Origin of the sequence: Sediminispirochaeta smaragdinae DSM 11293 (assembly GCF_000143985.1) — a bacterium.
Taxonomy (GTDB): Bacteria; Spirochaetota; Spirochaetia; order DSM-16054; family Sediminispirochaetaceae; genus Sediminispirochaeta; species Sediminispirochaeta smaragdinae.
The window spans coordinates 3865901-3887167 of record NC_014364.1 but is presented as its reverse complement, the minus strand read 5'-3'; the positions used below and the strand labels follow the sequence as shown (position 1 = coordinate 3887167).

Genomic DNA, 21267 nt, shown 5'->3' with positions numbered 1-21267 from the left:
CCCCGTCCTTATCACGTTTCCGGATCGAGATGGGCCAGAATCCGTCGGGCCTGTTCGTCGCTCAGGTCATAATAGAAGAATTCCGAGTAGAACTTTTTAAGTTCCGCCGTCATGTCGACATCGGGAAAACGATCAGGATAAAGGGTGCTTGCCAGATACAGCATGAGCAGGGGCTTCTGGACACCGGAATCCCAAAAAAAGACGCCGGTTGGTACGATAAAGATATGGTCCTGCGCAACCGCACTCATCTCGGCGTAGAGATCGTCGGAAAGCATCTCGTGTATCACCTCTTCGGCCGTGGCGTTTCCCGATGAACCGGCATGGTCGACAAAGATGTAATCGGGGTTCCATTCCAGAAGCTGCTCGGCGGTCACCTTTGTTTTCCCGCCCCCTTCAAGCGTGGTGGTAACGGGAACACCCCCGCTGACCTTGATGAGATCCAAAATACTTGAGGCCGACCCGTGGGTCATCAGGATTTCCTGATTGGCGAAGTAAACATTGGGCCGTTCAACCTCGGGGATGGTATCGACGACCGCGCTAATGCGTTCCACTACAGCGTGAAAATAGGCGGCATAGCGTTCGGCAACCTTCGGGGCGTCGCCTCCGATCGCCTCGGCATATACCCCTATCTCATCGACAATGGAATCATACGCTGGTTTCGATGCCAGGGGAACAACGGCCATGCCCGCCTCATTCATCGCCTTCGTGGTGTTGGGATTGGGAAAGTTGAAGACGATATCGGGCTTGTAGCCTACAAGGTCCTCGATGTTGGGGGAGCTGTGGGCATTCTTGATGCCGGGAACCTCGTCGACATGCTTGTAAATTACGTTTGACCAGGGCCAGCTGTAGATGTGGTAATCCCCGTCGAAGACGATCTTATCCTCGGCCCCGAGCATGACCACCTTTTCATACGATGGTCCGAAAAGACATCCGATCCTTTCGACCTTGTAGGGAACGGTGATGACCGTTCCGTCGCAGTTCGTTACGCTGCGGGTTTCCGGCGTGGCCGCTACGGTCGCTTCCGTTGTGGGTTTTGATCCCTGCGCGGCACTATCGGCACCCTTGTTACAGGCACCGAGGGTGAGCAGGAGGGTGAGGACCAGCGATCCCCATAGAACCCGGCTTTTGTGGTGGTTTCTTTTCATGGTATTTGCATCCCTCTTAATATACTTCCGTATATGGAAAAGTATGTGTGATTGGCTGCCATTATATGGTGAAGTAGATGATGGTTCAATTCTCTCTTACGATTAATAGACTTTTTTGTTCGTTTTTTTTTTGTTTTAACAAATTTGTAAATGATATTAAATCATGCCTCTTTCCGTTGACAAAAATAGAATATATATCGATACTGTCAACAGAGGAAAGTACAATGATCGGGGAGAAATTACGGCAAAAAAGAATAATGAGCGGATGGTCTCTCCAGAAATTAGCGGATAAACTTGAACAGCAGGGAACCAGGATCACCCGTGCGGCTCTTTCAAAATATGAACTGGAAAAGGCGACGCCCAATGCTTTGACGCTTTATGCTCTTGCCCAGGTTTTTGACGTTAAAACGGATTATTTCTTTTCAAATCCCTCAGCCACCGTTACATGGCAGTCATTCAGAAAGAAAGCCTCTGTCAGTCAGGTGAAAATCGATAGTCTCAAGGCAATCGCCGAAGAAAAAGTTGAAAACATTTTAATGATTGAGAATGTATGCGGAGTGATTTCAGAACCTTCTGTTCTTCCTCGGTCACGTGAAGAGGCGACACCTGAAGAGGCCGAAAACATGGCTGAGGAGCTTCGTTCCTTCTGGAATTTGGATGATACTCCTATTCAGAATCTCTGCGAGCTTCTGGAAAGCAAGGGGATTATTCTTGTCCCCATCCCAACGGCGGGAAACGGGGTGGATGGATTTGTAGGAAATCTGTCGAATAATCGGAAAATCATCGTTTACGCGAAAGATAAAAGCGTTGACCGAACAAGGCTGACTATCTGCCACGAACTCGGTCATTTGCTTCTTTCCAGCACCGAGCCCAAGATAAACGAACATCTAGCCCATCGTTTTTCCGGGGCTTTCCTGGTTCCGGCAGAACGCTTACGGCAAATTCTGGGGACAAGCCGTACCAGCATCTCCATCCAGGAACTGTGCCTTATAAAAGAACGCTTCGGCATCAGTATTCAGGCACTTACCTACAGGGCGAAGGATCTCGGCATTTTAAGCCGGTCGGCCTATCAGAGTATGTTTATTAATTTCAGGAGTAAGGGTATTTATTCCGAGGAACCGGGGCTCTGGCCCTATCCGGAGGAACCGCGTTTAACCCAGCAGTACCTGTTCCGCGCTGTAGCGGAAGGATTGATAAGCGAATCCCGGGCCCAGGAGCTCTTCCCGGATTACCTGATGGTGAAAGAGCAACTGGAGGACAACAGCTCGTCCGCTGTTACTACCTACCTCTCTCTGAGTGCTGAAGAACGTTCGGCCTATCTTTCAAAACTGGCAGAAGAGAGTGCGGATATGTATGCTCCGGACAGTGAGCTTTTAGCAGACGACATAATGGATGTCATGGATGACTAATCCCCAACGCGGCGAACTGTGGTGGATTAATTTTGATCCTACCATCGGGGCAGAGATCAGTAAGCAAAGGCTGGCCGTTGTCGTTTCTCCCGACGCTGTCGGGAAACTGCCATTGCGCATAGTCGTACCTGTTACGGAATGGAAAGACCGCTATGCTTCTTATCCCTGGAACGCTTTCACAATCCGGCGGGAAGAATTTCCGCTCAGGAACTGGAAGAAATTACCGTTGCTCTGCAGATTTGCGTGGGAGCGATTTGAAGTCTCCTTCCATTATCATCATCCCTAACCGGCATTCTCAATTTCTATCTGTGAATGAAATCCGCTGCGACCAAAATGAACAAAAAAAACAATATATACAGAAGGATTGACGATTGCCCGGACCGAAAATAGTATATAGATAAATAATTATCCTTTAGGAGTTTGATATGAAAGCAAACAAACGTTTGGGGGCGGCAATCGCATCCCTTGTTCTTTTGCTCTCTTTTGTTGCCTGTAGCGGAAAGGGTGCATATAAACCCGGAACGTATGAGGGCGAGGGGCAAGGGCACGGCGGCGCCATCAAAGTCGCTGTTTCGGTAGATTCGGACAAAATAACGAAGATTGATGTAACAGAGAGTGCCGAGTCGGATTTTAGTGAACAGGCCGTCCAGGAGATCATCAAACGGGTTCTTGACAAGAATAGTGCGGAGATAGATTCCGTAAGCGGTGCTTCCGAGACCTCGGAAGGCTTGATCGCCGCCATTGCTGCGGCGCTATCCAAGGCCCAAACCGGTGAGGCGGTAAAGAGCGCCGATGCCAAAGGGGCAACTGGTGAAGTTCCGGAAGATATGAGTTGTGATGTCGTTATTGTGGGTGCCGGAGGTGCCGGTTTGTCTGCGGCCCTGGAAGCCCATGATCATGGGGCTTCGGTTATTCTTGTTGAGAAGATGCCTGTTATCGGCGGCAATACCAATTATGCCACCGGGGGACTGAATGCGGCGGAAACGGCACCCCAGAAGGCATTGGGTATACAGGACTCTGTTGAAACCTTTTACGAAGATACCATGAAAGGCGGAAAAAACCTGAACAACCCGGCGCTGGTCCACGTTTTAACGGAGCGGTCGGCTGGTACCATCGACTGGCTCATCGGCCTCGGGGGTGATTTCTCCGATGTAGGGAAGCTGGGCGGAGCGACAAATCCCAGGGCCCACCGGCCCTCAGGCGGAGCTCCCGTCGGAAACCATCTGGTCAAGATTCTCTATGATGCGGTACAAAAGCGTGGAATTAACGTTCAAACAAACAGCAAGGTGGTTGCTTTGCTGAAAGAGGGAGACGCGGTTAGCGGAGTCGAAGTAGAAACGAAGAATGGAACTTATACGATACGGGCGAAAGCCGTCATCATCACGACCGGCGGCTTCGGGGCAAACCAGGAAAAGGTTGTTGCCTACAAACCGGAACTAAAAGGCTTCGGCACAACCAATCAACCGGGAGCCACAGGAGATGCTTTGGATTTTATCAAGGACTTTGATGTGGCCCTTGTTGACATGGAGCAGATTCAGACACATCCCACGGTGGTCCCTGTGAAAAATACGATGATCACTGAAGCCGTACGCGGCAATGGTGCGATTCTTGTGAACCGCGATGCTGCACGATTTATCTCCGAGATGCAAACCCGGGATGTCGTCTCCGATGCGGAGTTGGCCCAGACCGGTGGTACCGCCTTCCTCCTCTTCGACCAGGGGGTACGGGATTCCCTTTCCGCCATTGAGAATTACGTAAAAGCAGGTCTTCTTACCGAGGGCGAAACCATTGCGGATGTTGCTCAGAAGATGGGGCTTGATGCTGCAACGCTGCAGGCAACGGTTGACCAATACAATGGTTTTGTGAATACAGGAGTCGATACGGACTTCAACAGATCGGATCTGCCGCGGGAATTAATTCATGCGCCTTATTACATGGTTGAGGTCGGCCCAGCTGTCCATCACACCATGGGGGGGATCAAGATCAACACCGATGCTCAGGTTATTACAACTGGCGGTTCGGCGGTTCCCGGTCTCTATGCAGCGGGAGAGGTAACCGGAGGTGTTCATGGAGCGAATCGCCTGGGTGGAAATTCTTTGAGCGACATAACAACCTTCGGCAGGATTGCCGGAACGAATGCGGCCGAATTTGCAGCGAAGTAGCAGCGAACGGACGTTTTTTATCGATAGGGGCTGGCCGGGAAGCAATCCTGGTCAGCCCCTTTCCTCTTTTGGGTTATACTAAAATAGACATGACACTCTATGCAAAGATATCGAGAACACTATCACTTTTGATTATCCTACTCATCATCGGTGTTGTCTTTTTCATGACAATACAGTGGTTTTCCACGCTGAGGCGGCAGTTAGGACGTGAAGCCCTCGATGTGGCTCTGACAATAGCACAAACCGAGCTTGTCCGGGAGCATGTACCGAAAGAGAATGGATATATCGCTATTCAAAATTTCATCGAGAAATTACGTTTAAAAACCAGAATCCAATATATCTACGTGCTTAACCGTGACAAAAGGTTTTATTCGAATCCGAAGCCGGCTCTTATCGGAGAAACGTTTTCATCAACGCTTGTAGACGTAGTATTGAAAGAGGAGAAGGCGCGTATCGTTTTCCCCTCTTTTTTCGCTACCTATGCAGAGGCCGTTGCTCCTGTCTATTCCGAAGGTGTTTTATCCGGTGCTGTTGTTGTTGGGATGCTGAACGGCAGGATCTACCAGGAGATAACAAGAAATCTTATTTTTCTGCTTATATTCATGTTTTTCATCATGATGTGCGGTATTATTGTATCCTTTGCCTTGACTTCCAGCATCAAAAGGTCCATTCGGGGCCTGGAACCTGAAGAAATCAGCTTTCTCTTGGGACAAAAAGAGCTCGTTCTGCAAAATCTGAAGGAGGGCCTGGTTGTTGTCGATGAACATTTTTGCATAAGTATGTATAATAAAAGTGCCGAGACGCTGTTGGACCTCTCTCCTTCCGACATCGGAAAAAACTATAAAGATTACTTTTTTGCCTCGGGACTGACAGAAGCCTTTGAAAGACATACGATGTTGGTACAAGAGGTCAGGCAGGGTCCGCTTAAAATCTTACTTGGGAAATACTATCCTGTTAGCGATCCTGCCACCGGTGCATTTCTGGGGCTTATGGCCAGTTTTGAAGATTTGACCGTGGCCAGACAGAGGGCGGAGGAATTGACGGGGATGAAAGAGTTGACCCAGGCTTTGCGGGCCCAGAATCATGAATTCATGAATAAGCTCCACACCATATCGGGAATGATCCAGCTGGGTGAAATAGACACAGCCGTAACATACATATCCGGGATAACAAAAAAGCGGCAGGAAATTCTATCGCTGCTGAGCAGCAACATTAAGCTCCCTGCGCTGGCTGGACTCATCCTGTCAAAGTATAATAAGGCTGCCGAAGCAAGGGTCTCGCTTCGACTTGATCCCCATTCATCAATACATACACTTCCCGAGGGCATGAGGGTGGAATCTTTGGTTTCCGTCATCGGTAACCTCATAGAAAATGCTTTGGATGCCCTTATCCCCGCAAAGAATGGAAAAATCGACGTACGTTTGATTGAAGATGAAAGCAACCTGGAAATCACGGTATCGGATAACGGTCCGGGTATTCGTCCTGGAATCGAAAACAGCATATTGTGCAAAGGCTTTACGACAAAGGAAGAGGGAAGAGGCTACGGCCTTTATGTAGTGTCGAAAATCGTGAAAGAAGAGCAGGGGACAATAGAAATAGACACAAACCAGTGGGGTGGGGCCGAATTCGTTGTTACATTTCCCATAAAAAGGGCAGGGGCGGAATCGACATGAACATCCTGATTGTTGAAGATGATCCCATGGTCGGAAAGATCAATAAACAATTTGCTGAAAATACGGGATTGGCAGAGACGGTTTCATATGCCGAGTCTGTTCAGGAGGCAAAGCGGTATCTGGAAATAGAGGAATACGATCTTGTCCTTCTTGATGTGTTTCTTCCCGAGAAAAAAGGGACTTCGCTTCTTAGTTGGATCAGGCAAAAGGATCTTTCGGTGTCCGTAATATTGATAACCGCTGATAAACGGCCTTCGACAGTGGAGAAGGCACTGAACTGGGGAGCCTCGGATTATCTTGTGAAGCCCTTTACCTATGAACGCTTCCAGGAAGCATTACAAAAGGTCTTTTTAATCCGAAAAACATTGCATAACGCTTCCGACAAAGAGCACCGTTTCGAGCAAAAATCCCTTGATTCTCTCTTTACCTCCCCAGGCCATCCCGAACATTCTTCTCATACGGATGATATTCATGCTCCTCTCCTGGATAAGGGCCTGAGTACCTATACCTATTCGATTATTACCGACAAGGTGCAAGACTATGGGCGATCTTTTACCGCCGAGGAATTAGCGGTCGATTTGGGGATCTCAAGAGTGACCGTCAGGCGCTACCTGGAATACATGTATAAAAATGAGATCCTGGAGCGGCACATGGAATACGGTAAGCCCGGTCGTCCGCTCCATTTCTACCGATTACGGGACGGGCTGGAAAGATGAAGAAGGTACTCCTTGCATTCCTGGGCGTAGCAGCGATGGGGGCTTTGTGCCTGTTCTGTCTTTTCCTGCCGGAAAGGACAGATATTGTCGTGGTCGGAGGGGGAGCGGCCGGCATGTCCGCCGCCATAGAGGCAACGGAGCGGGGATGCTCCGTCGTTTTGCTGGAAAAAATGAGCTATCTTGGCGGAAACTCCTTACGGGCCACAGGCGGGATGAATGCGGCCTGTACGGAAGAGCAGAAGAAAAACGGAATTGTGGATTCCCTGGACAGCTATTATCAGGATACGATGAAGGCTGGTCATTGGTTAAATAACAAAAAGCTGGTCAGGCTTTTGGTCCGTAATTCGGCGGAATCCGTCTCCTGGCTGGAGCATATGGGGCTTGATCTGAGTGATGTAGGACGCCTTGCCGGCCACAGCATATCACGGACCCATAGGCCTGCAGGGGGGGCTCCGATCGGTACATCCCTCATTCCCGTTCTTACCGGACAGTTGAACAAACGTGGCATCGATGTACGGACGGAAAATCGGGTTATTGGACTTCTTCATAATCAAAAAGGAACCGAGGTCTTTGGTGTCCTCACGGAAACAAGGGAAGGCCGACAGTATAAAATAAAGGCTTCGGCCGTAATCATAGCTTCGGGCGGATTCGGTAGCGAGCCCGCATTGTATGTAAAAATGGACCCCGACCTGAAAGGTTTTAAAACAACGAATCAGCCCGGTGCCACCGGTGATTACCTTTCCATCGTTGAGGGCCTTCATCCTGCCTTGGTGGATATGTCGTATATCCAGACCCACCCAACGGTCGAGCCGAATAACGGGGTGCTTATCACAGAGGCTGTGCGTGGAAACGGCGCCGTCCTTGTCAATCGAAACGGATATAGATTTACCGATGAACTTGCCTTCAGGGATGTCCTGAGCCGGGAGATTCTAAAGCAGCCGGAAAAATCCGCCTATCTTATTTTCGACGATCAGATCAGAAAAGGATTATCTGCTACCGACACCTATTTTGCGATGAATTTGATTACCAAGGCCGATACCCTATCCGAGCTTGCCGAGATGCTCGGCATCCATCCAGTCGTCCTTTCTCAATCCGTTCAGCGCTATAATCAACTGGTAATGATAGGAGAGGATCGGGATTTCGGAAGAAATGATCTCCCTTCCGAGATTATACATGCTCCCTTTTACGGTATTCGCATTGTTCCCGCTGTTCATTATTGTATGGGAGGCCTAAAGATAAACGAGAAGGCGGAAGTGATCAGCGAGTCGGGGGGACCGATTAAAGGCCTGTTTGCTGCAGGAGAGGCTACGGGAGGAATCCATGCCGCCAACAGGCTCGGCGGTAATTCCCTGGCGGATGCTATTGCTTTCGGCCGCATTGCTGCCAGGGAAGCGGCCTCCCTGGCCTGTCGCTAGGGTTGTTCTCTCTGTTCTGCCCGCTTTCCCTTACCGCTTTTTCGGATCCGAATGGTAGATCGCCTCGATGAGGCGGACGGTCTCTCTTCCCTCTTCCCCCGTTACCGCAGGAGTCCTGTCTTTGGCGACGGCGTCGGCGAAATCTTCGATTTGGCGCCCGAAGAACCAGGTCGTAGGCTCGATGCTTGTGAAAAAGGCAGTGTCCTCTTTTTCCCAGACGTCGAGGTTGCCTTCCTCACCGGGGATGGTCCAGAGGTCGTTGACCGGTGGCTCGAGGATACCGCTTTGGCCGGCGACGAACATTGCCCCGCCGTCGGTCTGGACCCCGGCCGAGGCGCCGCTGTCCCCGTGGATGTGAACCTTTGCATAGATACCCGGCTTCTGGGAGTTGGAAAGCAGAAGAGAGACCATTCCTCCGTTCCTGAACCTGACCGCCGCTACCGCGCTGTCTTCGACCTCGATGTAGGGGTGGTTGATGTTGTCCCAGAACCCCTTTACCTCGGCGATCGGGCCCATGTACCAGCACAGCAGATCGAGTTGGTGGGGGGCCTGATTGATAAGGACGCCGCCGCCTTCCGCCTCCCAGCTTCCCCGCCAGGGATCGCTTTTGTAGTAGGCCTCATCGCGCCAGCCGAGGATGGTTACCTGGGCGAGGGCTGGCTTGCCCAATTTCCCCTCGTTGATGGCCTTTTTTATCCTGCGGCAGGAGGGGTACCAGCGCCGCTGGCTTACCACCGAAAGTAGACGGCCTGCCCGTTTCCCCGCCTCGATCATCTCGTCGCACTGGGGCGTGGTTAACGCCATGGGCTTTTCCACCAGAACGTGGCATCCGGCGGCAAAGGCCTCGATGGCTGCATCCCTATGGTTCGGATGGGGCGTGGTGATGATTACCGCATCGACCCCGTCCTTTTGTACCATCGCTTCGGCGCTGTCGCGGGAGGCAATGGAGAACTCGGCGGCGAACAGGTCGCGCCGCTGTTTGTTTCGGCCTGCAACGGCAACCAGCCTGGCGCCATCCGCCTCCCTCAGGGCGATGGCGTGGAGGCGTGCAACCTTTCCGTAGCCGATAAGGCCGAAACGCAATGCTTCCTTTTTCATGGTTCAAGTACCACCTTGAGCAAGCCGGGCTCGCGATTGTAAAGTCGATCAAACCAGCTCTGCCCCTCGGAAAGGGGGGCGACCGCACTGATCAGGGGATCAAGATCGATCTTGTTCCGAAGCATCATATCAAGGACCGCAGGATATTCCCCCGATATGGCGCAGGAACCGAAAAGCGTGATCTGCCGCGTCACCACCGACTGGAGGGGGAGTTCTATCTTGGGACTCACGTTGCCGATAAGGGTCAACGATCCACCCTTTCGAACGACCTCCAGGGCGGTCTGTATGGGAGCGCTTGCACCAACCGCTTCGAAGACCCTGTCCGCGCCGAGACCCTGTGTTATCTCCCTTATTTCATCTGCCGTCGTGCCCGATGCGGGATTGATCGCCATATCCGCTCCCAGGGAGCGTGCCATGGCAAGGCGTTTTTCGTCGGTATCGATGGCGATGACCCGTCCCGAGGCGGCTGATTTGAGAAACTGGATAAGCAAAAGGCCGATCAAACCCGTTCCCACAACCGCCATGGTGTCGTTCAACTCGATCGGAGTAATGCTCATGGCATGGGCCGCTACCGCTGCGGGCTCGGTGAGGGAGGCGTCGACAAAGGAGAGCCCTTCTGGAAGCCGGTAGGCAATGTGGTCGGGGATGCGGACATATTCGGCAAAACAGCCGTCCTGGCGGTACTCTTCACAGGAAACCCCCAGCACCCTTCTATTGTCGCAGAGGTTGACCAGCCCCCTGCGGCAATAATAACAGCTGCCGCAGTAGATGGTCGAATCGAAGGTGACCCGGTCTCCCATTGCAAAACCGGACACCCCGTTGCCTATGGCTACGATTTCGCCGGAGGCCTCGTGGCCCATGATCACCGGCGGCTTGCGTCTGCCGGTGGAGCCGTCGAAGCCGTGGACATCCGAGCCGCAAATGGCTGCCGCCTTTACCTTGACAATCAGGTCCCTCTCGGAGGCTATCTTCGGCTCCGGGACCTCTTCATAGCTCAGCTGCTTGTAACGGTGCATGACCAGCGCTTTCATTGTGTGCCTACCTTTTTTATCGTTGAATCCTGGCGGAACCGCCGGAGGCGAAGGCCTCGACCTGTTCCCTTGTTGCCATGGTGGTATCTCCCGGAAAGCTGGTGAGCAGGGCGCCGTGGGCCCAGCCTGTACGCACGGCATTCTCCGGATCTGCTTCCTCCAGAAGGCTTGCGAAAAGGCCCGCGGCAAATCCGTCGCCCCCGCCGACCCGGTCGTAGACATCCAGGCTGCAGACCGGGGCCCGGTGCGCCTTTCCTCCGCTCCAGAGGACCGCGCTCCATTCGTGGTGGTTTGTCGATTTAACCTCCCGTATGGTGGTTGCCACCGCCTTGATGTTGGGATAGCGTTTACCCACGGTTTCCATCATCGAGATGAAGGCCGAGGGATCAAGTTTGGATACCTTTTCCACCTGGGGTCCGGCCAGACCGAGCCCTTTTTGCAGGTCCTCTTCGTTGCCGACAAGGATATCGACATATTCAACGATTTTCCCGAGGAGCTTTTGTGCCTGCAGTACCGGATCAGTGCCTTCTGCTGCGTTGGCGCTCCACAACTTTGCACGGTAGTTCAGGTCGAAGGAGACCGTTGCACCCGCTTCTTTTGCCGCCTTCATGCCTTCGATGATAAGTTCCGGAGTAGTGGCCGAGAGGGCAGCAAAGATCCCGCCAGAATGGAACCATCGTACGCCGCCTTCGAAGATCTTTTTCCAGTCGAAACTGCCGGGACCCAGAAGAGCGGCAGCCTCGTTTGCCCTGTTGTAGAAGACCACCGGCGCCCTGACTCCCTGGCCCCGGTCGCTCCAGACCTGTGCCATATTGGGTCCGTGAACACCGTTGTGGGAAAATCGCTTGTAAAAGCCGTCGACCCCCATCCTTCTTACCTCAGCCTCGACCTTCGCTCCGATCGGGTAGTCGACCATGGCCGAGACGATCGCCGTTTTTTTTCCAAAGGCCCTGGCCATGTTGGCGGCCACATTGAACTCCCCTCCTGAAACATGGAGATCGTAGTGATCGGCATACTCGAAGGGAACGATCCCGGGATCCAGTCGTGTTACCAGTGCTCCCAGGGCTATGAAGTCGTAGGTGGATTGTGCCATGCTATACTCCTTATATATAAGCCTGTCGAGGTTGAGAACATCCTCTGTCAGGTCCTGCGCTTTGCAATGGCCTGCCGCATCGCTTCGAGATGCGTAACGCCTGCCTCATCGAAGCGCTTCATGATCTCAACATAGAGTGCATCGATGACCACCAAATGGGCGATGCGCGCGGAAAAGGCCTCGGATACGAAGGAGGTCGATGCGATCTGCACCGAGAGGGATATCTGCCCCGCACGGGCAAGGGGCGATCGGGGATTGCTGGTAAGCATGATCGTCCTGCAACCCGAATGCTTGAGCTCTTCGACGATGGCGAGGGTATCCATGTTTTCTCCGGTATGGGAGATGATAAGTGCGGCACAATGCTCACAGGACTGAGAGGCGAGCATCAGCTGCATGTGGTAATCCTCCGCCATGGCGCAATCAAGGCCTGTCCTGATGAACTTATGGAATGCATCCCGTGCCACGATATTGGAACCGCCGGTACCGAAAAGGTACAACCGTTCGGATGATGTGATCAGGTCCGCAGCCTCGGTCATCGCCTTACGATCGAGGGTATTTCTGGAAAGCTCCAGGGTCGAGATGGCGCTGTTGAACACGACCTCGACATCGTCGTCGTTTTCGTTGATCTGCGTTTCGAAAAGGCGGGATGCCGGAACTACCGTCTCGGTTGCAAGGGCGATCCGAAAGCGCTGATAACCGGGATAGCCCAGTTTCTTTACAAAACGTACCAGCGTGGATTCCGATATCCCCACGCTCTCCGCAAGCTCTTCGATGCTGGGATGAACCGCCTCACGGGGGTTGGCAAGGATATGATCCGCAATGAGCCGCTCCTTTTCGCTGAACTCCTTGTATTTCGACTTGATAAGATAGATGCAGCTTACCTCAAGCATGGACGGCTCCTTGTGATTTCCTGGATATTATAATATGAAAAAAATAATCATGCAAATGAAAAAAATATTTATTTATCCTTTGACTTTCAAAAAAAGGGGGGGGATAATGTGAGAAAGCGGTGTTCTGCCGTATTTTGAAAAAAGGAGAGAAAGTATGAAAAGAGTTCTGGTTCTATTACTGATGGTAGGCCTGTGTCTGCCTCTCTTTGCCGGAGGTCAGTCCGAGGGGACTGCGTCGGAAAAGCCCCAGGAAATTCGTGTACTTCTTGCAAATCATCCTTACGGCGAATTATTGAAACAGGTGATCCCTGAATTTGAAAAAGAAACAGGTATTAAGGTAAATGTAGAGAGCCTTCAAGAGAGCCAACTGACGCAAAAACTCACCACGGAATTTGCAACAAACTCTTCTACCGTGGATGTGTTTATGACACGGCCGCTTCAGGAGGGCTTGCTTTTTATTAAGAACGGTTGGTATGAGCCCCTTGATACCTATGATTTTTCTGATTATCCCTCAAATTCCGTGGATATCGGACGAAAGAATGGTCATGTATATATCATCCCCCTGGTTACCGAATGGCAGGTGATGTATTACCGCAAGGACCTCTTCAAGGCTGCCGGTATCGAGGTTCCGACCAATTTTACCGAACTTGAGGCCGCAGCAAAGGCCCTGACAACCGACGAGGTTGCCGGAATCGGTTCACGGGGAAAGGGTGGATCTGCGGTTACCCAGCTTTCGAGCTATCTCTACAACTTCGGTGGGCTCTACCTTGATAATAACGTGGCGGTTTTTGATACACCCGAGGCGATTGAGGCCTTCCGCTATTATGGCAGGCTTTTGGGAACATACGGACCTCAGGGGGTAACCTCGATGTCCTGGGAGAATCTGATGCCGGTATTCCAGGCCGGAAAGCTTGCGATGTGGACCGATGCATCGGTTTTTTACGGTCAGGTTGTCGACCCCACGAAGACACAGGTCCCTGCCGAAGATGTCGGTATAGCGAAACTTCCCGAAGGACCGCGCGGCGACAGCCCCTTTATCGTGGTTTCCTGGGGAATGAGTATTTCGAGCAAGACAAAGAATCCGGAAGCAGCAATGAAGTTCCTCGATTGGGCCACCAGCAAGGAGCTTGCCATTCAGGGCATGCTTTCCAACATCACCATGGCCCGTAATTCCGCCTGGCAGAACAGCGAGGTCAGGGAAAAGATGAACCCCGGTTTGATCGAAACCCAGGCCCATGCTGCACAGAATGGTTATCCGTACGATCGTCCTTTTATGAGTTCAGTCGGGAAAGCCAGAGATCTTATCGGAGAGGTTATCATCGAATCTATCGATACAAAGGGAACATCACCCAAGCTCGAGGCCTTGGCTGCGGAAAAGACCGAGGCTGTCAACGAGTTGCTGAAAGCCGACGGAGAATACGGCGGAAATTAGGCCTTGCGTATCAAGTATTCCGGGGACAATATGTGATCATGTTGTCCCCGCTTTCCTTTTGTCTCATACTTGAAAGGAGTTGTTGCAATGATCAAAAGCGGTTTTTTCGAGCGTAACCTCAGATATATATTCCCCCTTCCCGCGCTTTTCTTTGTTCTGCTGCTCATGGTCTTCCCCGTGGCCTATACCTTCGTCATCAGTTTTACCGATTGGGCCCTTACCTCGGGCAGACCCATGAAGTTCGTCGGTTTTTCCAGCTATCTCGGGATCCTCAAGGAACCGCGTTTTATCGATGCCTTCGGCCGTACCTTCTATTTTACCATCGGTGCCGTCGTTCTCGAAGCCGTTATTGGGACCGTACTGGCTCTTGTTCTCAATCGCGAGTTTGTGGGCAAAAACGGGATTAAATTGATCCTGCTGCTGCCGCTGGTCTCCACCCCCGTGGCCATCGGTATTGTCTGGAACCTCTTTTATGATCCGACCATCGGATTTCTCAACTACTGCTTGAGCATACTCGGGCTACCCCAGAGCGGGTGGGTGACCGACGCATCAACGGTTCTTCCCTCGCTGATCATAGTCGATGTATGGCAGTGGACGCCGATGATTACCCTCATCGTCCTTGCCGGACTTGCAGGACTGTCGTCGGAGCCCTATGAATCGGCGAAGGTCGACGGCGCGAATTCCACCCAGATTTTCTTTTTCATTACCCTTCCGATGATCATGCCGACGATCCTGACGGCTGTTATCCTGCGGGCCATCGATGCACTGAAAACCTTCGATATCATCTATGCAATGACCGGAGGAGGTCCCGGCTATGCTTCCGAGACCATCAACATCATGGCGTACAAATACAGCTTCGAGTATTTCGACCTCGGCTCAGCATCCGCCATGCTTGTCTTCCTTTTTGTTCTGGTTCTTACGGCAAGCCTCGGCGTGATGAGGCTTCGAAAGCGATTCGAGGCATAGGAGAGGAACTATGAAACAGTCACCGGTTTTTCGCATCTTTTTTCCCATTCTCCTGGTGCTTATTATCGTACCGACCCTCTTCCCGTTCCTCTGGATGCTCCTCTCTTCGATCAAGAGTCAGGTTGATATCATCTCCTGGCCGCCGAAATTTGTTTTCCATCCGACCATGATCAACTTTTACAAGGTTTTCAGAGAACAGGATTTTCTGAAATACCTCATCAATTCAAGCATCGTCGGAGTCACATCCGTTGCCCTTTCTCTTTTGATGGGGCTTCCTGCCGCCTATTCGATTGCACGTTTCGGACAAAAACGTCTTGCGGTTTTTATCCTTGTCGCCCGGCTTATGCCGGGGATCTCTTTTTTGATGCCCTGGTATATCGTTTTTTCCCGGCTTGGTTTGATGGACAGCTATACAGCTTTGATTCTTTCCCATATCCTTATTACCATGCCGATTGTTGTCTGGGTCATGTCCTCCTATTTTGAGGGTGTCCCTAGGGAGCTTGAAGAATCGGCAATGATAGATGGGGCAACCCAACAGCTTGCCTTTTTAAGGATCGTTCTTCCCCTCTCTGTTCCCGGGGTGGTGACGGCGACAACCTTGAGTTTTATCTTTTCCTGGAACAACTTCATGTTCTCTCAGGTTCTGAGTATGGAAAAGACGAGAACCCTTCCCATTGCCGTGTATAACTTTATGTCTTATGCGGAGGTTGACTGGGGCGGGGTAATGGCGGCTGCCGTTGCCATCATGGCTCCTGCGATTGTGTTGACCATGATTTTTCAGAAATATGTGGTAAAGGGTTTGACCATGGGGGCTGTAAAGGGGTGATATGATCCACGCAGAGCTGATCAACAGGTCGGGGATAGCTCCCGACCATATGAAAGAGGAATTTTTTCGCGCCCTCGGGCGCTTTTCCGATCGCCGCCGTATTCTTCTTCTGCCGCCGGACATTACAAGGATGCACGGACTGGCCGGACTTTTGACCTGCTGGGCGGTTGAGTTCTTCGGCCCTGCCGTGACTGCGATCATGCCTGCCCTGGGTACTCACGCCCCCATGACCGATAGGGAAATCAATCTGATGTTTCCCGGTGTCGACCATCACCTTTTTCTTGTCCACGACTGGCGTCGCGATGTGGTCTCCCTCGGGACCGTTCCCTCCGAGGTTATTACGGAACTGTCCGAGGGCCGCCTCTCCTGGAGCTGGAAGGCCGAGGTTAATCGCCGTATCGCCTCCGGGGAGCATGACCTCATTCTTTCGCTGGGCCAGGTGGTTCCCCATGAGGTGATCGGCATGGCAAACTATAACAAGAACATATTTATCGGTACCGGTGGAAGTGAGGGAATCAATAAGAGCCACTATCTCGGGGCCGTATACGGCATGGAACGGATCATGGGAAGAATCGACTCCCCAGTGCGAAGTCTGCTCGATTACGCACAGGAGCATTTTGCCGGGGACATCCCTTTGGAGTATGCCCTTACCGTTATTGCCCGGACCGAGGAGGGGAACAAGCCGGTAGGACTTTTTCTGGGAGACGACCGTCGCTGTTTCGAGGCTGCAGGTCGCCTTTCGGCGGAGCTTAACATCTGCCGTCTTGAGCGTGCCCCCGAACGTATTGTGGTGTATCTTGATCCCGCCGAATATCGATCGACCTGGCTTGGGAATAAAAGCATCTATCGAAGCCGGATGGCCATTGCCGACGGCGGAGAACTCATCGTTCTTGCTCCGGGTGTGGATCGTTTCGGTGAGGATAGCGAGATAGACCGGCTTATCCGTTGCTACGGCTACGCGGGAACCGATCGGATCCTCGAAGCGGTGGCGGCGGGGGGAGAGCTTGCGTCGAATCTTGCTGCGGCGGCACACCTTATCCACGGATCGAGCGAGGGCCGATTTTCCATCCGCTACTGTCCCGGTGCTCTGAGCAGGGAAGAGGTTGAGAAGGTCGGTTACCGGTATGACGACTTTGATATGATGATGAGGCGCTATCGTCCCGATACCCTTCGGGACGGTTGGAACGAGGGGAGCGAGGGGAAGCCGTTTTTCTTTATCTCGAACCCGGCCTCGGGGCTTTGGATCTGCGATAAGATAATGCGAAAAGGAGCATGATGATGGAAAGAAGGGCCGATATCGGATTAATCGGGCTTGCGGTCATGGGACAGAATTTAGTACTGAATATGAATGATCACGGCTATTCGGTCGCGGTCTATAACAGAACGACCAGTAAGGTGGACGAATTTCTCGGGGATGCAGCTGCCGGACGGGATACGATTATCGGAGCCCGCTCTCTCCGAGAGCTTGTCTCCTCCCTTTCCTCGCCGCGAAAGGTGATGCTGATGGTAAAGGCCGGTGAGGTGGTCGATATCTTTATCGAAAAGCTGCTTCCCCTGCTTTCACCCGGGGATCTTATTATCGACGGAGGAAACTCACACTATCCCGATACCAGCAGGCGAAGCCGTGAACTGGCTGCAAAGGGGATCCTTTTTATCGGTACGGGGATCTCCGGCGGAGAAGAAGGTGCCAGACGGGGGCCTTCCATCATGCCCGGAGGCAATCCCAAGGCCTGGCCCTTGGTTAAGCAGCTATTTCAGGCCATTGCGGCAAAGAGCGAGGACGGAGCTCCCTGCTGTGAATGGGTAGGGGAAGAGGGCTCCGGACACTACGTGAAGATGGTTCACAACGGTATCGAGTACGGCGATATGCAGATGATCTGTGAGGCCTATGATCTACTCTACCGGGGGCTCGGGCTTTCCCACGAGGAGATGTACGAGGTCTTTACCGAGTGGAACAAGGGTGAGCTTGAAAGCTACCTCATCGAAATCACCAGAGATATCATGAAGGTGAAGGATACGGACGGCTCTCCCCTTGTCACCAAGATTGCAGACAAGGCGGGACAAAAGGGAACGGGCAAATGGACCGGCATCGACTCTCTCAACCTGGCGGTACCGGTGACCGTCATCGCCGAGGCGGTCTATGCACGCTGCCTTTCGGCCCGCAAGGAAGAACGAAAGGAGGCCGCCGGTTTTATTGGCGAGGCCCCACACGGAAGGCTCTCTGGCGATGAACGAAAAGGGGTGATCGAGGATATCAGGAAGGCCCTCTTTGCATCGAAGATCATCTCCTATACCCAGGGTTTTATGCTCTTGCGGGAGGCAGCCGATTCCTTCGGGTGGAAACTAAACTACGGCGAAATCGCCCTCATGTGGAGGGGGGGCTGCATCATTCGCAGCAGCTTCCTCGGCAAAATCAAAGAGGCCTTCGATGGAAACCGCTCCCTCAAGAGCCTGCTTCTGGATCCTTACTTCAAGGAAATTGTAAGTGGCTGCCAGGACGGCTGGAGGCGGACCGTAAGCAGGGCCGCCCTTGCGGGAATTCCAACCCCTGCCATGAGCTCGGCCCTCTCTTTCTTCGACGGCTACCGAAGCGGGCAGCTCCCCGCCAACCTCCTTCAGGCCCAGCGGGATTACTTCGGAGCGCACACCTACGAGCGGACCGACCGGCCCGAAGGGGAATACTTCCACACCAACTGGACGGGAACCGGCGGGAATGTTTCTTCCTCTACGTATCAGGCGTAGGGGGGATTACTGATCCAGCGGGGAGAATGAGGGGAATGGCTATGTCTCATGCGAATGCCTTTCCTCAGTCACGGTCCCTGAAGTGATTGGATCGAAAAAAGCCGTCGAAGCGATGGTCGAATCGACTTGGCCTGTTTGGGCCTCGTCTTGAGCTAAAGCGGTCCGTAAATCTATCAGCTTCATCTCTGTCCAGGCTTTTCTCGAGCTCGTTGATAAGGCGATCCAGGAATTCGTCGAATTGATTCTGTTCATCCTCGGAAAGGCAGTTAAAGAATGCCTCTTGTTCGCCGGCATCTTCAGAGGTTTTTGCCGCTTCCGCTCCCTCCTTTGTCAGTCGGACAAGCATCACTCGTCGGTCCTGTTCCGAGGGCGTTCTGACGATGAACCCCTGCCTCTCCAGCTTGACTAGGAGCTCGCCCAGCGATTGAGGTCGGATGTCCAGGATTCGCGACAATTCTCTTTGACTGATCTCCGGTTTTAAGGCAAGAATGGCGAGGATTCGTCCCTGGCCTCTATAGGGGGTCCCCATGGGACCGTGATCCCTGTAGTGCTTCATTTGCTGAATTCTGAGCAGCCAGCTCATATGCATCAGTTTTTCAAGAAGTTCATTGGTATTATTGATCATGTAACCCTCCCTAATTTGATATCGTTTTATTTATCTGCGATGCACCTTAGCAACCTTGACACTTGAGAAGTCGGCAGTATTGAACTTCTGTACACATAGCATGAAAAAAACAATTCCGATGATAATGATAACGCAAAAACCCATAAACGGCGTGAGCATAAAGCCATGGATGTCAAATGCCACGCCCTGCTTAGCCAGCTCGGGCAGGGGGAGGCTTTCCATTCTAAGGGTGATGTATCTAAATATCGAAGTGATATATGTCAGCGGATTAACATACACTAGAGGCATGAGAAACTTCGGCATAAGCGTAGTCGGAATATATGCACCGGAGAGAAACGTAAACGGCATGATAATCATGGTACTTACAATCTGAAACGAAGAAGAATTTCGGGATATCGTGGCAAGAAACAATCCGATGGAACCGAAGGTCCCTCCAGCGACTATCATAACGACGATCATCGCACTAAAATGAACAAGATCCAGTTGCAGTCCCATAAACATGGCAACAATCACTATTAGAAGTCCTTGTAGTACGGCGATCACGGTACTCGAAAGTATATGGCCGATTGATATTTGAGCTCTGGTGATGGGCGCCACAAGAACCTCTTTCATGAACCCGCTCGCGATATCCGACAGAATATCGGTCGAGTTATTCAGGCTCGACTGGAATACCGTCATGATAATGACGCCGGAAATCAGATAATTCATCGGCTGTGCGGGGCCGCTTGTCGGCGATTTCATGACAAAGGAAAAGATAAATAAGAAGAACAACGACATGATTATCCCGCCGAACAATCTTCCCCTGTCCCGAATGAAATTCAATAAATTCCGCTGCAATATGGCTCCAATGGTATTCATTAGTTTCTTATCTCCTTACCTGTGATTGCTAAAAAAACTTCATTCAGCGTACCCTTTCGTACCTCAAAATCAGAAATGTTCTCTTTACAGTAAGAAAGTAACTCGAGCGCTTTGGATGGATCTTGAGTACGTATGGTAAAATATTCGTTATTCCGTTCGTAGGAAATCTCCCGTTTTATAAGACGGAAAAAGTTCTCGATTTTTTCCGGATTCCGACTTTCAATCTGTATTCGGATATCGGTAAACTGTTTTTTGAGATTTTCAGGTGTATCAAAGGCAATAATCTTACCGTGATCCATAATCGCGATATCCGAGCATATTTCCGCTTCATCCATATAATGAGTGGTGAGAAATATCGTGATATGCTTCTCTTTTTGTAGTTTTTGAATATACTCCCAGACATTCGCCCGCGTCTGCGGATCAAGGCCTGCGGTGGGCTCGTCGAGGAACAATACTTTTGGAAAGTGGACAAGAGCACGAGCGATTTCCACTCGTCTTTTCATCCCCCCGGACAACGAAGCAACCTTTGCCGTTTTTCGATTTCCCAGTTCCACGAGATCGAGAACAAAATTGATGCGTTCGGAAATCTTCTCTTTCGGTACTTTATAAAAATCACAATGGAATCGAAGATTTTCTTCGACCGTAAGCCTCTCATCAAGAGTCGATTCCTGAAACACAATGCCGATATCCTTTCGTACCAAATCCTTCTGTTCTGATACGTCATGGCCGTTTATGGTCATTTCCCCAGCAGTTTTTTCCAGGATCGTACACAAAGTGTTGATAGTTGTACTTTTTCCCGCACCGTTTGGACCGAGAAATGCAAAGATAGTGCCCTCTTTTACCCCAAACGAGATATCGTTTACTGCTGTGAAATCCCCGTATTCTTTCGTAAAGTTATGTACTTCTATGATATTCTTCATCGATATCACCTCATATGCATCTGAATTCTAATATTGTTAGTAAGGTACCTTTATAATAATATAAAGGTACCTTATGATTAAGTCAACATATATGTGATATGTAGTGTTCCGAATCCTGGTGGTTTACCTGTCTTTTTACCGGTAAAATACTTGCTTTTATGCCTGTGTGTACTTTTTTTCATAGTTTTGCTTGTATCTGACTACAGGAAAAGAAGTTGAGCTCTTTCAACCACCAGGATTCGGAACAGTAGGTTATGATTCTTTCT

Annotated in this window: 19 protein-coding genes; 11 read left to right on the top strand and 8 right to left on the bottom strand. The window is 51.4% G+C overall.

The genetic code is table 11. The features are described 5' to 3' along the window. Window positions 1-11: 11 nt before the first annotated feature. Window positions 12-1145, bottom strand: a complete 1134-nt coding sequence (locus tag SPIRS_RS18215; RefSeq protein ID WP_013256157.1) for an ABC transporter substrate-binding protein — start codon at window positions 1143-1145, stop codon at window positions 12-14. A gap of 224 nt (window positions 1146-1369) precedes the next feature. On the opposite strand from SPIRS_RS18215, the gene SPIRS_RS18210 reads away from it, so the two are divergent. The 6 genes from SPIRS_RS18210 (at window position 1370) to SPIRS_RS18185 (ending at window position 8520) form a co-directional block, all read left to right on the top strand. After that, window positions 1370-2554 (top strand): helix-turn-helix domain-containing protein, encoded by a 1185-nt coding sequence (locus SPIRS_RS18210; RefSeq protein ID WP_013256156.1) that lies wholly within the window; start codon window positions 1370-1372, stop codon window positions 2552-2554. Beyond that, window positions 2547-2840, top strand: a complete 294-nt coding sequence (locus SPIRS_RS18205; protein ID WP_049784703.1) for a type II toxin-antitoxin system PemK/MazF family toxin — start codon at window positions 2547-2549, stop codon at window positions 2838-2840. Before SPIRS_RS18210 ends, SPIRS_RS18205 begins: the two co-directional genes overlap by 8 nt. Before the next feature lie 139 nt (window positions 2841-2979). Then, a complete protein-coding gene (locus SPIRS_RS18200) occupies window positions 2980-4716 on the top strand; it encodes a flavocytochrome c (RefSeq protein WP_013256154.1) in 1737 nt (578 codons plus the stop codon). A gap of 89 nt (window positions 4717-4805) precedes the next feature. Further along, a complete protein-coding gene (locus SPIRS_RS18195; RefSeq protein WP_013256153.1) occupies window positions 4806-6389 on the top strand; it encodes a sensor histidine kinase in 1584 nt (527 codons plus the stop codon). Continuing rightward, window positions 6386-7105 carry a response regulator gene (locus SPIRS_RS18190; protein ID WP_013256152.1) on the top strand — a complete coding sequence of 240 codons (720 nt, stop codon included), beginning with the start codon at window positions 6386-6388 and terminating at the stop codon, window positions 7103-7105. The genes SPIRS_RS18195 and SPIRS_RS18190 overlap by 4 nt, the downstream gene beginning before the upstream one ends. After that, window positions 7102-8520 (top strand): flavocytochrome c, encoded by a 1419-nt coding sequence (locus SPIRS_RS18185; protein ID WP_013256151.1) that lies wholly within the window; start codon window positions 7102-7104, stop codon window positions 8518-8520. The genes SPIRS_RS18190 and SPIRS_RS18185 overlap by 4 nt, the downstream gene beginning before the upstream one ends. Window positions 8521-8550: 30 nt before the next feature. Here the strand turns inward: SPIRS_RS18185 and SPIRS_RS18180 are convergent, their stop codons facing one another. From SPIRS_RS18180 to SPIRS_RS18165, 4 genes are read right to left on the bottom strand one after another with little or no spacing between them, the layout of a single operon-like run. Next, window positions 8551-9618, bottom strand: coding sequence for a Gfo/Idh/MocA family protein (locus SPIRS_RS18180; protein WP_013256150.1), 1068 nt, complete (start codon window positions 9616-9618; stop codon window positions 8551-8553). After that, a complete protein-coding gene (locus tag SPIRS_RS18175) occupies window positions 9615-10649 on the bottom strand; it encodes a zinc-dependent alcohol dehydrogenase (RefSeq protein WP_013256149.1) in 1035 nt (344 codons plus the stop codon). The genes SPIRS_RS18180 and SPIRS_RS18175 overlap by 4 nt, the downstream gene beginning before the upstream one ends. Window positions 10650-10665: 16 nt before the next feature. Continuing rightward, window positions 10666-11742, bottom strand: a complete 1077-nt coding sequence (locus tag SPIRS_RS18170; RefSeq protein ID WP_013256148.1) for a sugar kinase — start codon at window positions 11740-11742, stop codon at window positions 10666-10668. Between the two features lie 47 nt (window positions 11743-11789). Further along, window positions 11790-12632 (bottom strand): MurR/RpiR family transcriptional regulator, encoded by an 843-nt coding sequence (locus tag SPIRS_RS18165; protein WP_013256147.1) that lies wholly within the window; start codon window positions 12630-12632, stop codon window positions 11790-11792. Between the two features lie 154 nt (window positions 12633-12786). On the opposite strand from SPIRS_RS18165, the gene SPIRS_RS18160 reads away from it, so the two are divergent. The 5 genes from SPIRS_RS18160 to gnd all read left to right on the top strand — a co-directional run bounded on the left by SPIRS_RS18160 (window position 12787) and on the right by gnd (window position 18598). Then, window positions 12787-14064 (top strand): ABC transporter substrate-binding protein, encoded by a 1278-nt coding sequence (locus tag SPIRS_RS18160; RefSeq protein WP_013256146.1) that lies wholly within the window; start codon window positions 12787-12789, stop codon window positions 14062-14064. Between the two features lie 87 nt (window positions 14065-14151). Then, window positions 14152-15030, top strand: coding sequence for a carbohydrate ABC transporter permease (locus SPIRS_RS18155; RefSeq protein WP_013256145.1), 879 nt, complete (start codon window positions 14152-14154; stop codon window positions 15028-15030). 10 nt (window positions 15031-15040) lie between these two features. Further along, the gene (locus SPIRS_RS18150; RefSeq protein WP_013256144.1) at window positions 15041-15856 is read left to right on the top strand and encodes a carbohydrate ABC transporter permease; all 816 of its coding nucleotides are present in this window, start codon (window positions 15041-15043) and stop codon (window positions 15854-15856) included. A gap of 1 nt (window position 15857) precedes the next feature. Further along, entirely contained in the window at window positions 15858-17132 is a 1275-nt protein-coding gene (locus SPIRS_RS18145) for a lactate racemase domain-containing protein (RefSeq protein ID WP_013256143.1), read from the top strand. Further along, the gene (gene gnd / locus SPIRS_RS18140) at window positions 17132-18598 is read left to right on the top strand and encodes a decarboxylating NADP(+)-dependent phosphogluconate dehydrogenase (RefSeq protein ID WP_216086425.1); all 1467 of its coding nucleotides are present in this window, start codon (window positions 17132-17134) and stop codon (window positions 18596-18598) included. Before SPIRS_RS18145 ends, gnd begins: the two co-directional genes overlap by 1 nt. Before the next feature lie 64 nt (window positions 18599-18662). Here gnd and SPIRS_RS18135 read toward each other — a convergent pair whose 3' ends face one another. Genes SPIRS_RS18135 through SPIRS_RS18125 form a run of 3 tightly spaced genes read right to left on the bottom strand, consistent with a single transcriptional unit; the run spans window position 18663 to window position 21001 of the window. Next, window positions 18663-19223 carry a MarR family winged helix-turn-helix transcriptional regulator gene (locus tag SPIRS_RS18135; RefSeq protein WP_013256141.1) on the bottom strand — a complete coding sequence of 187 codons (561 nt, stop codon included), beginning with the start codon at window positions 19221-19223 and terminating at the stop codon, window positions 18663-18665. A gap of 30 nt (window positions 19224-19253) precedes the next feature. Further along, window positions 19254-20081, bottom strand: coding sequence for an ABC transporter permease (locus tag SPIRS_RS18130; protein ID WP_013256140.1), 828 nt, complete (start codon window positions 20079-20081; stop codon window positions 19254-19256). Next, complete coding sequence (locus SPIRS_RS18125; RefSeq protein ID WP_013256139.1) at window positions 20081-21001, bottom strand: daunorubicin resistance protein DrrA family ABC transporter ATP-binding protein; 921 nt, start codon at window positions 20999-21001, stop codon at window positions 20081-20083. The genes SPIRS_RS18130 and SPIRS_RS18125 overlap by 1 nt, the downstream gene beginning before the upstream one ends. Window positions 21002-21267 lie beyond the last annotated feature (266 nt).

Excerpts from the sequence above, each read along its gene's own strand:
- SPIRS_RS18215 (WP_013256157.1), bottom strand. The coding sequence starts at position 1,145 with ATGAAAAGAAACCACCACAAAAGCCGGGTTCTATGGGGATCGCTGGTC.
- SPIRS_RS18210 (WP_013256156.1), top strand. The coding sequence starts at position 1,370 with ATGATCGGGGAGAAATTACGGCAAAAAAGAATAATGAGCGGATGGTCT.
- SPIRS_RS18205 (WP_049784703.1), top strand. The coding sequence starts at position 2,547 with ATGACTAATCCCCAACGCGGCGAACTGTGGTGGATTAATTTTGATCCT.
- SPIRS_RS18200 (WP_013256154.1), top strand. The coding sequence starts at position 2,980 with ATGAAAGCAAACAAACGTTTGGGGGCGGCAATCGCATCCCTTGTTCTT.
- SPIRS_RS18195 (WP_013256153.1), top strand. The coding sequence starts at position 4,806 with ATGACACTCTATGCAAAGATATCGAGAACACTATCACTTTTGATTATC.
- SPIRS_RS18190 (WP_013256152.1), top strand. The coding sequence starts at position 6,386 with ATGAACATCCTGATTGTTGAAGATGATCCCATGGTCGGAAAGATCAAT.
- SPIRS_RS18185 (WP_013256151.1), top strand. The coding sequence starts at position 7,102 with ATGAAGAAGGTACTCCTTGCATTCCTGGGCGTAGCAGCGATGGGGGCT.
- SPIRS_RS18180 (WP_013256150.1), bottom strand. The coding sequence starts at position 9,618 with ATGAAAAAGGAAGCATTGCGTTTCGGCCTTATCGGCTACGGAAAGGTT.
- SPIRS_RS18175 (WP_013256149.1), bottom strand. The coding sequence starts at position 10,649 with ATGAAAGCGCTGGTCATGCACCGTTACAAGCAGCTGAGCTATGAAGAG.
- SPIRS_RS18170 (WP_013256148.1), bottom strand. The coding sequence starts at position 11,742 with ATGGCACAATCCACCTACGACTTCATAGCCCTGGGAGCACTGGTAACA.
- SPIRS_RS18165 (WP_013256147.1), bottom strand. The coding sequence starts at position 12,632 with ATGCTTGAGGTAAGCTGCATCTATCTTATCAAGTCGAAATACAAGGAG.
- SPIRS_RS18160 (WP_013256146.1), top strand. The coding sequence starts at position 12,787 with ATGAAAAGAGTTCTGGTTCTATTACTGATGGTAGGCCTGTGTCTGCCT.
- SPIRS_RS18155 (WP_013256145.1), top strand. The coding sequence starts at position 14,152 with ATGATCAAAAGCGGTTTTTTCGAGCGTAACCTCAGATATATATTCCCC.
- SPIRS_RS18150 (WP_013256144.1), top strand. The coding sequence starts at position 15,041 with ATGAAACAGTCACCGGTTTTTCGCATCTTTTTTCCCATTCTCCTGGTG.
- SPIRS_RS18145 (WP_013256143.1), top strand. The coding sequence starts at position 15,858 with ATGATCCACGCAGAGCTGATCAACAGGTCGGGGATAGCTCCCGACCAT.
- gnd (WP_216086425.1), top strand. The coding sequence starts at position 17,132 with ATGATGGAAAGAAGGGCCGATATCGGATTAATCGGGCTTGCGGTCATG.
- SPIRS_RS18135 (WP_013256141.1), bottom strand. The coding sequence starts at position 19,223 with ATGATCAATAATACCAATGAACTTCTTGAAAAACTGATGCATATGAGC.
- SPIRS_RS18130 (WP_013256140.1), bottom strand. The coding sequence starts at position 20,081 with ATGAATACCATTGGAGCCATATTGCAGCGGAATTTATTGAATTTCATT.
- SPIRS_RS18125 (WP_013256139.1), bottom strand. The coding sequence starts at position 21,001 with ATGAAGAATATCATAGAAGTACATAACTTTACGAAAGAATACGGGGAT.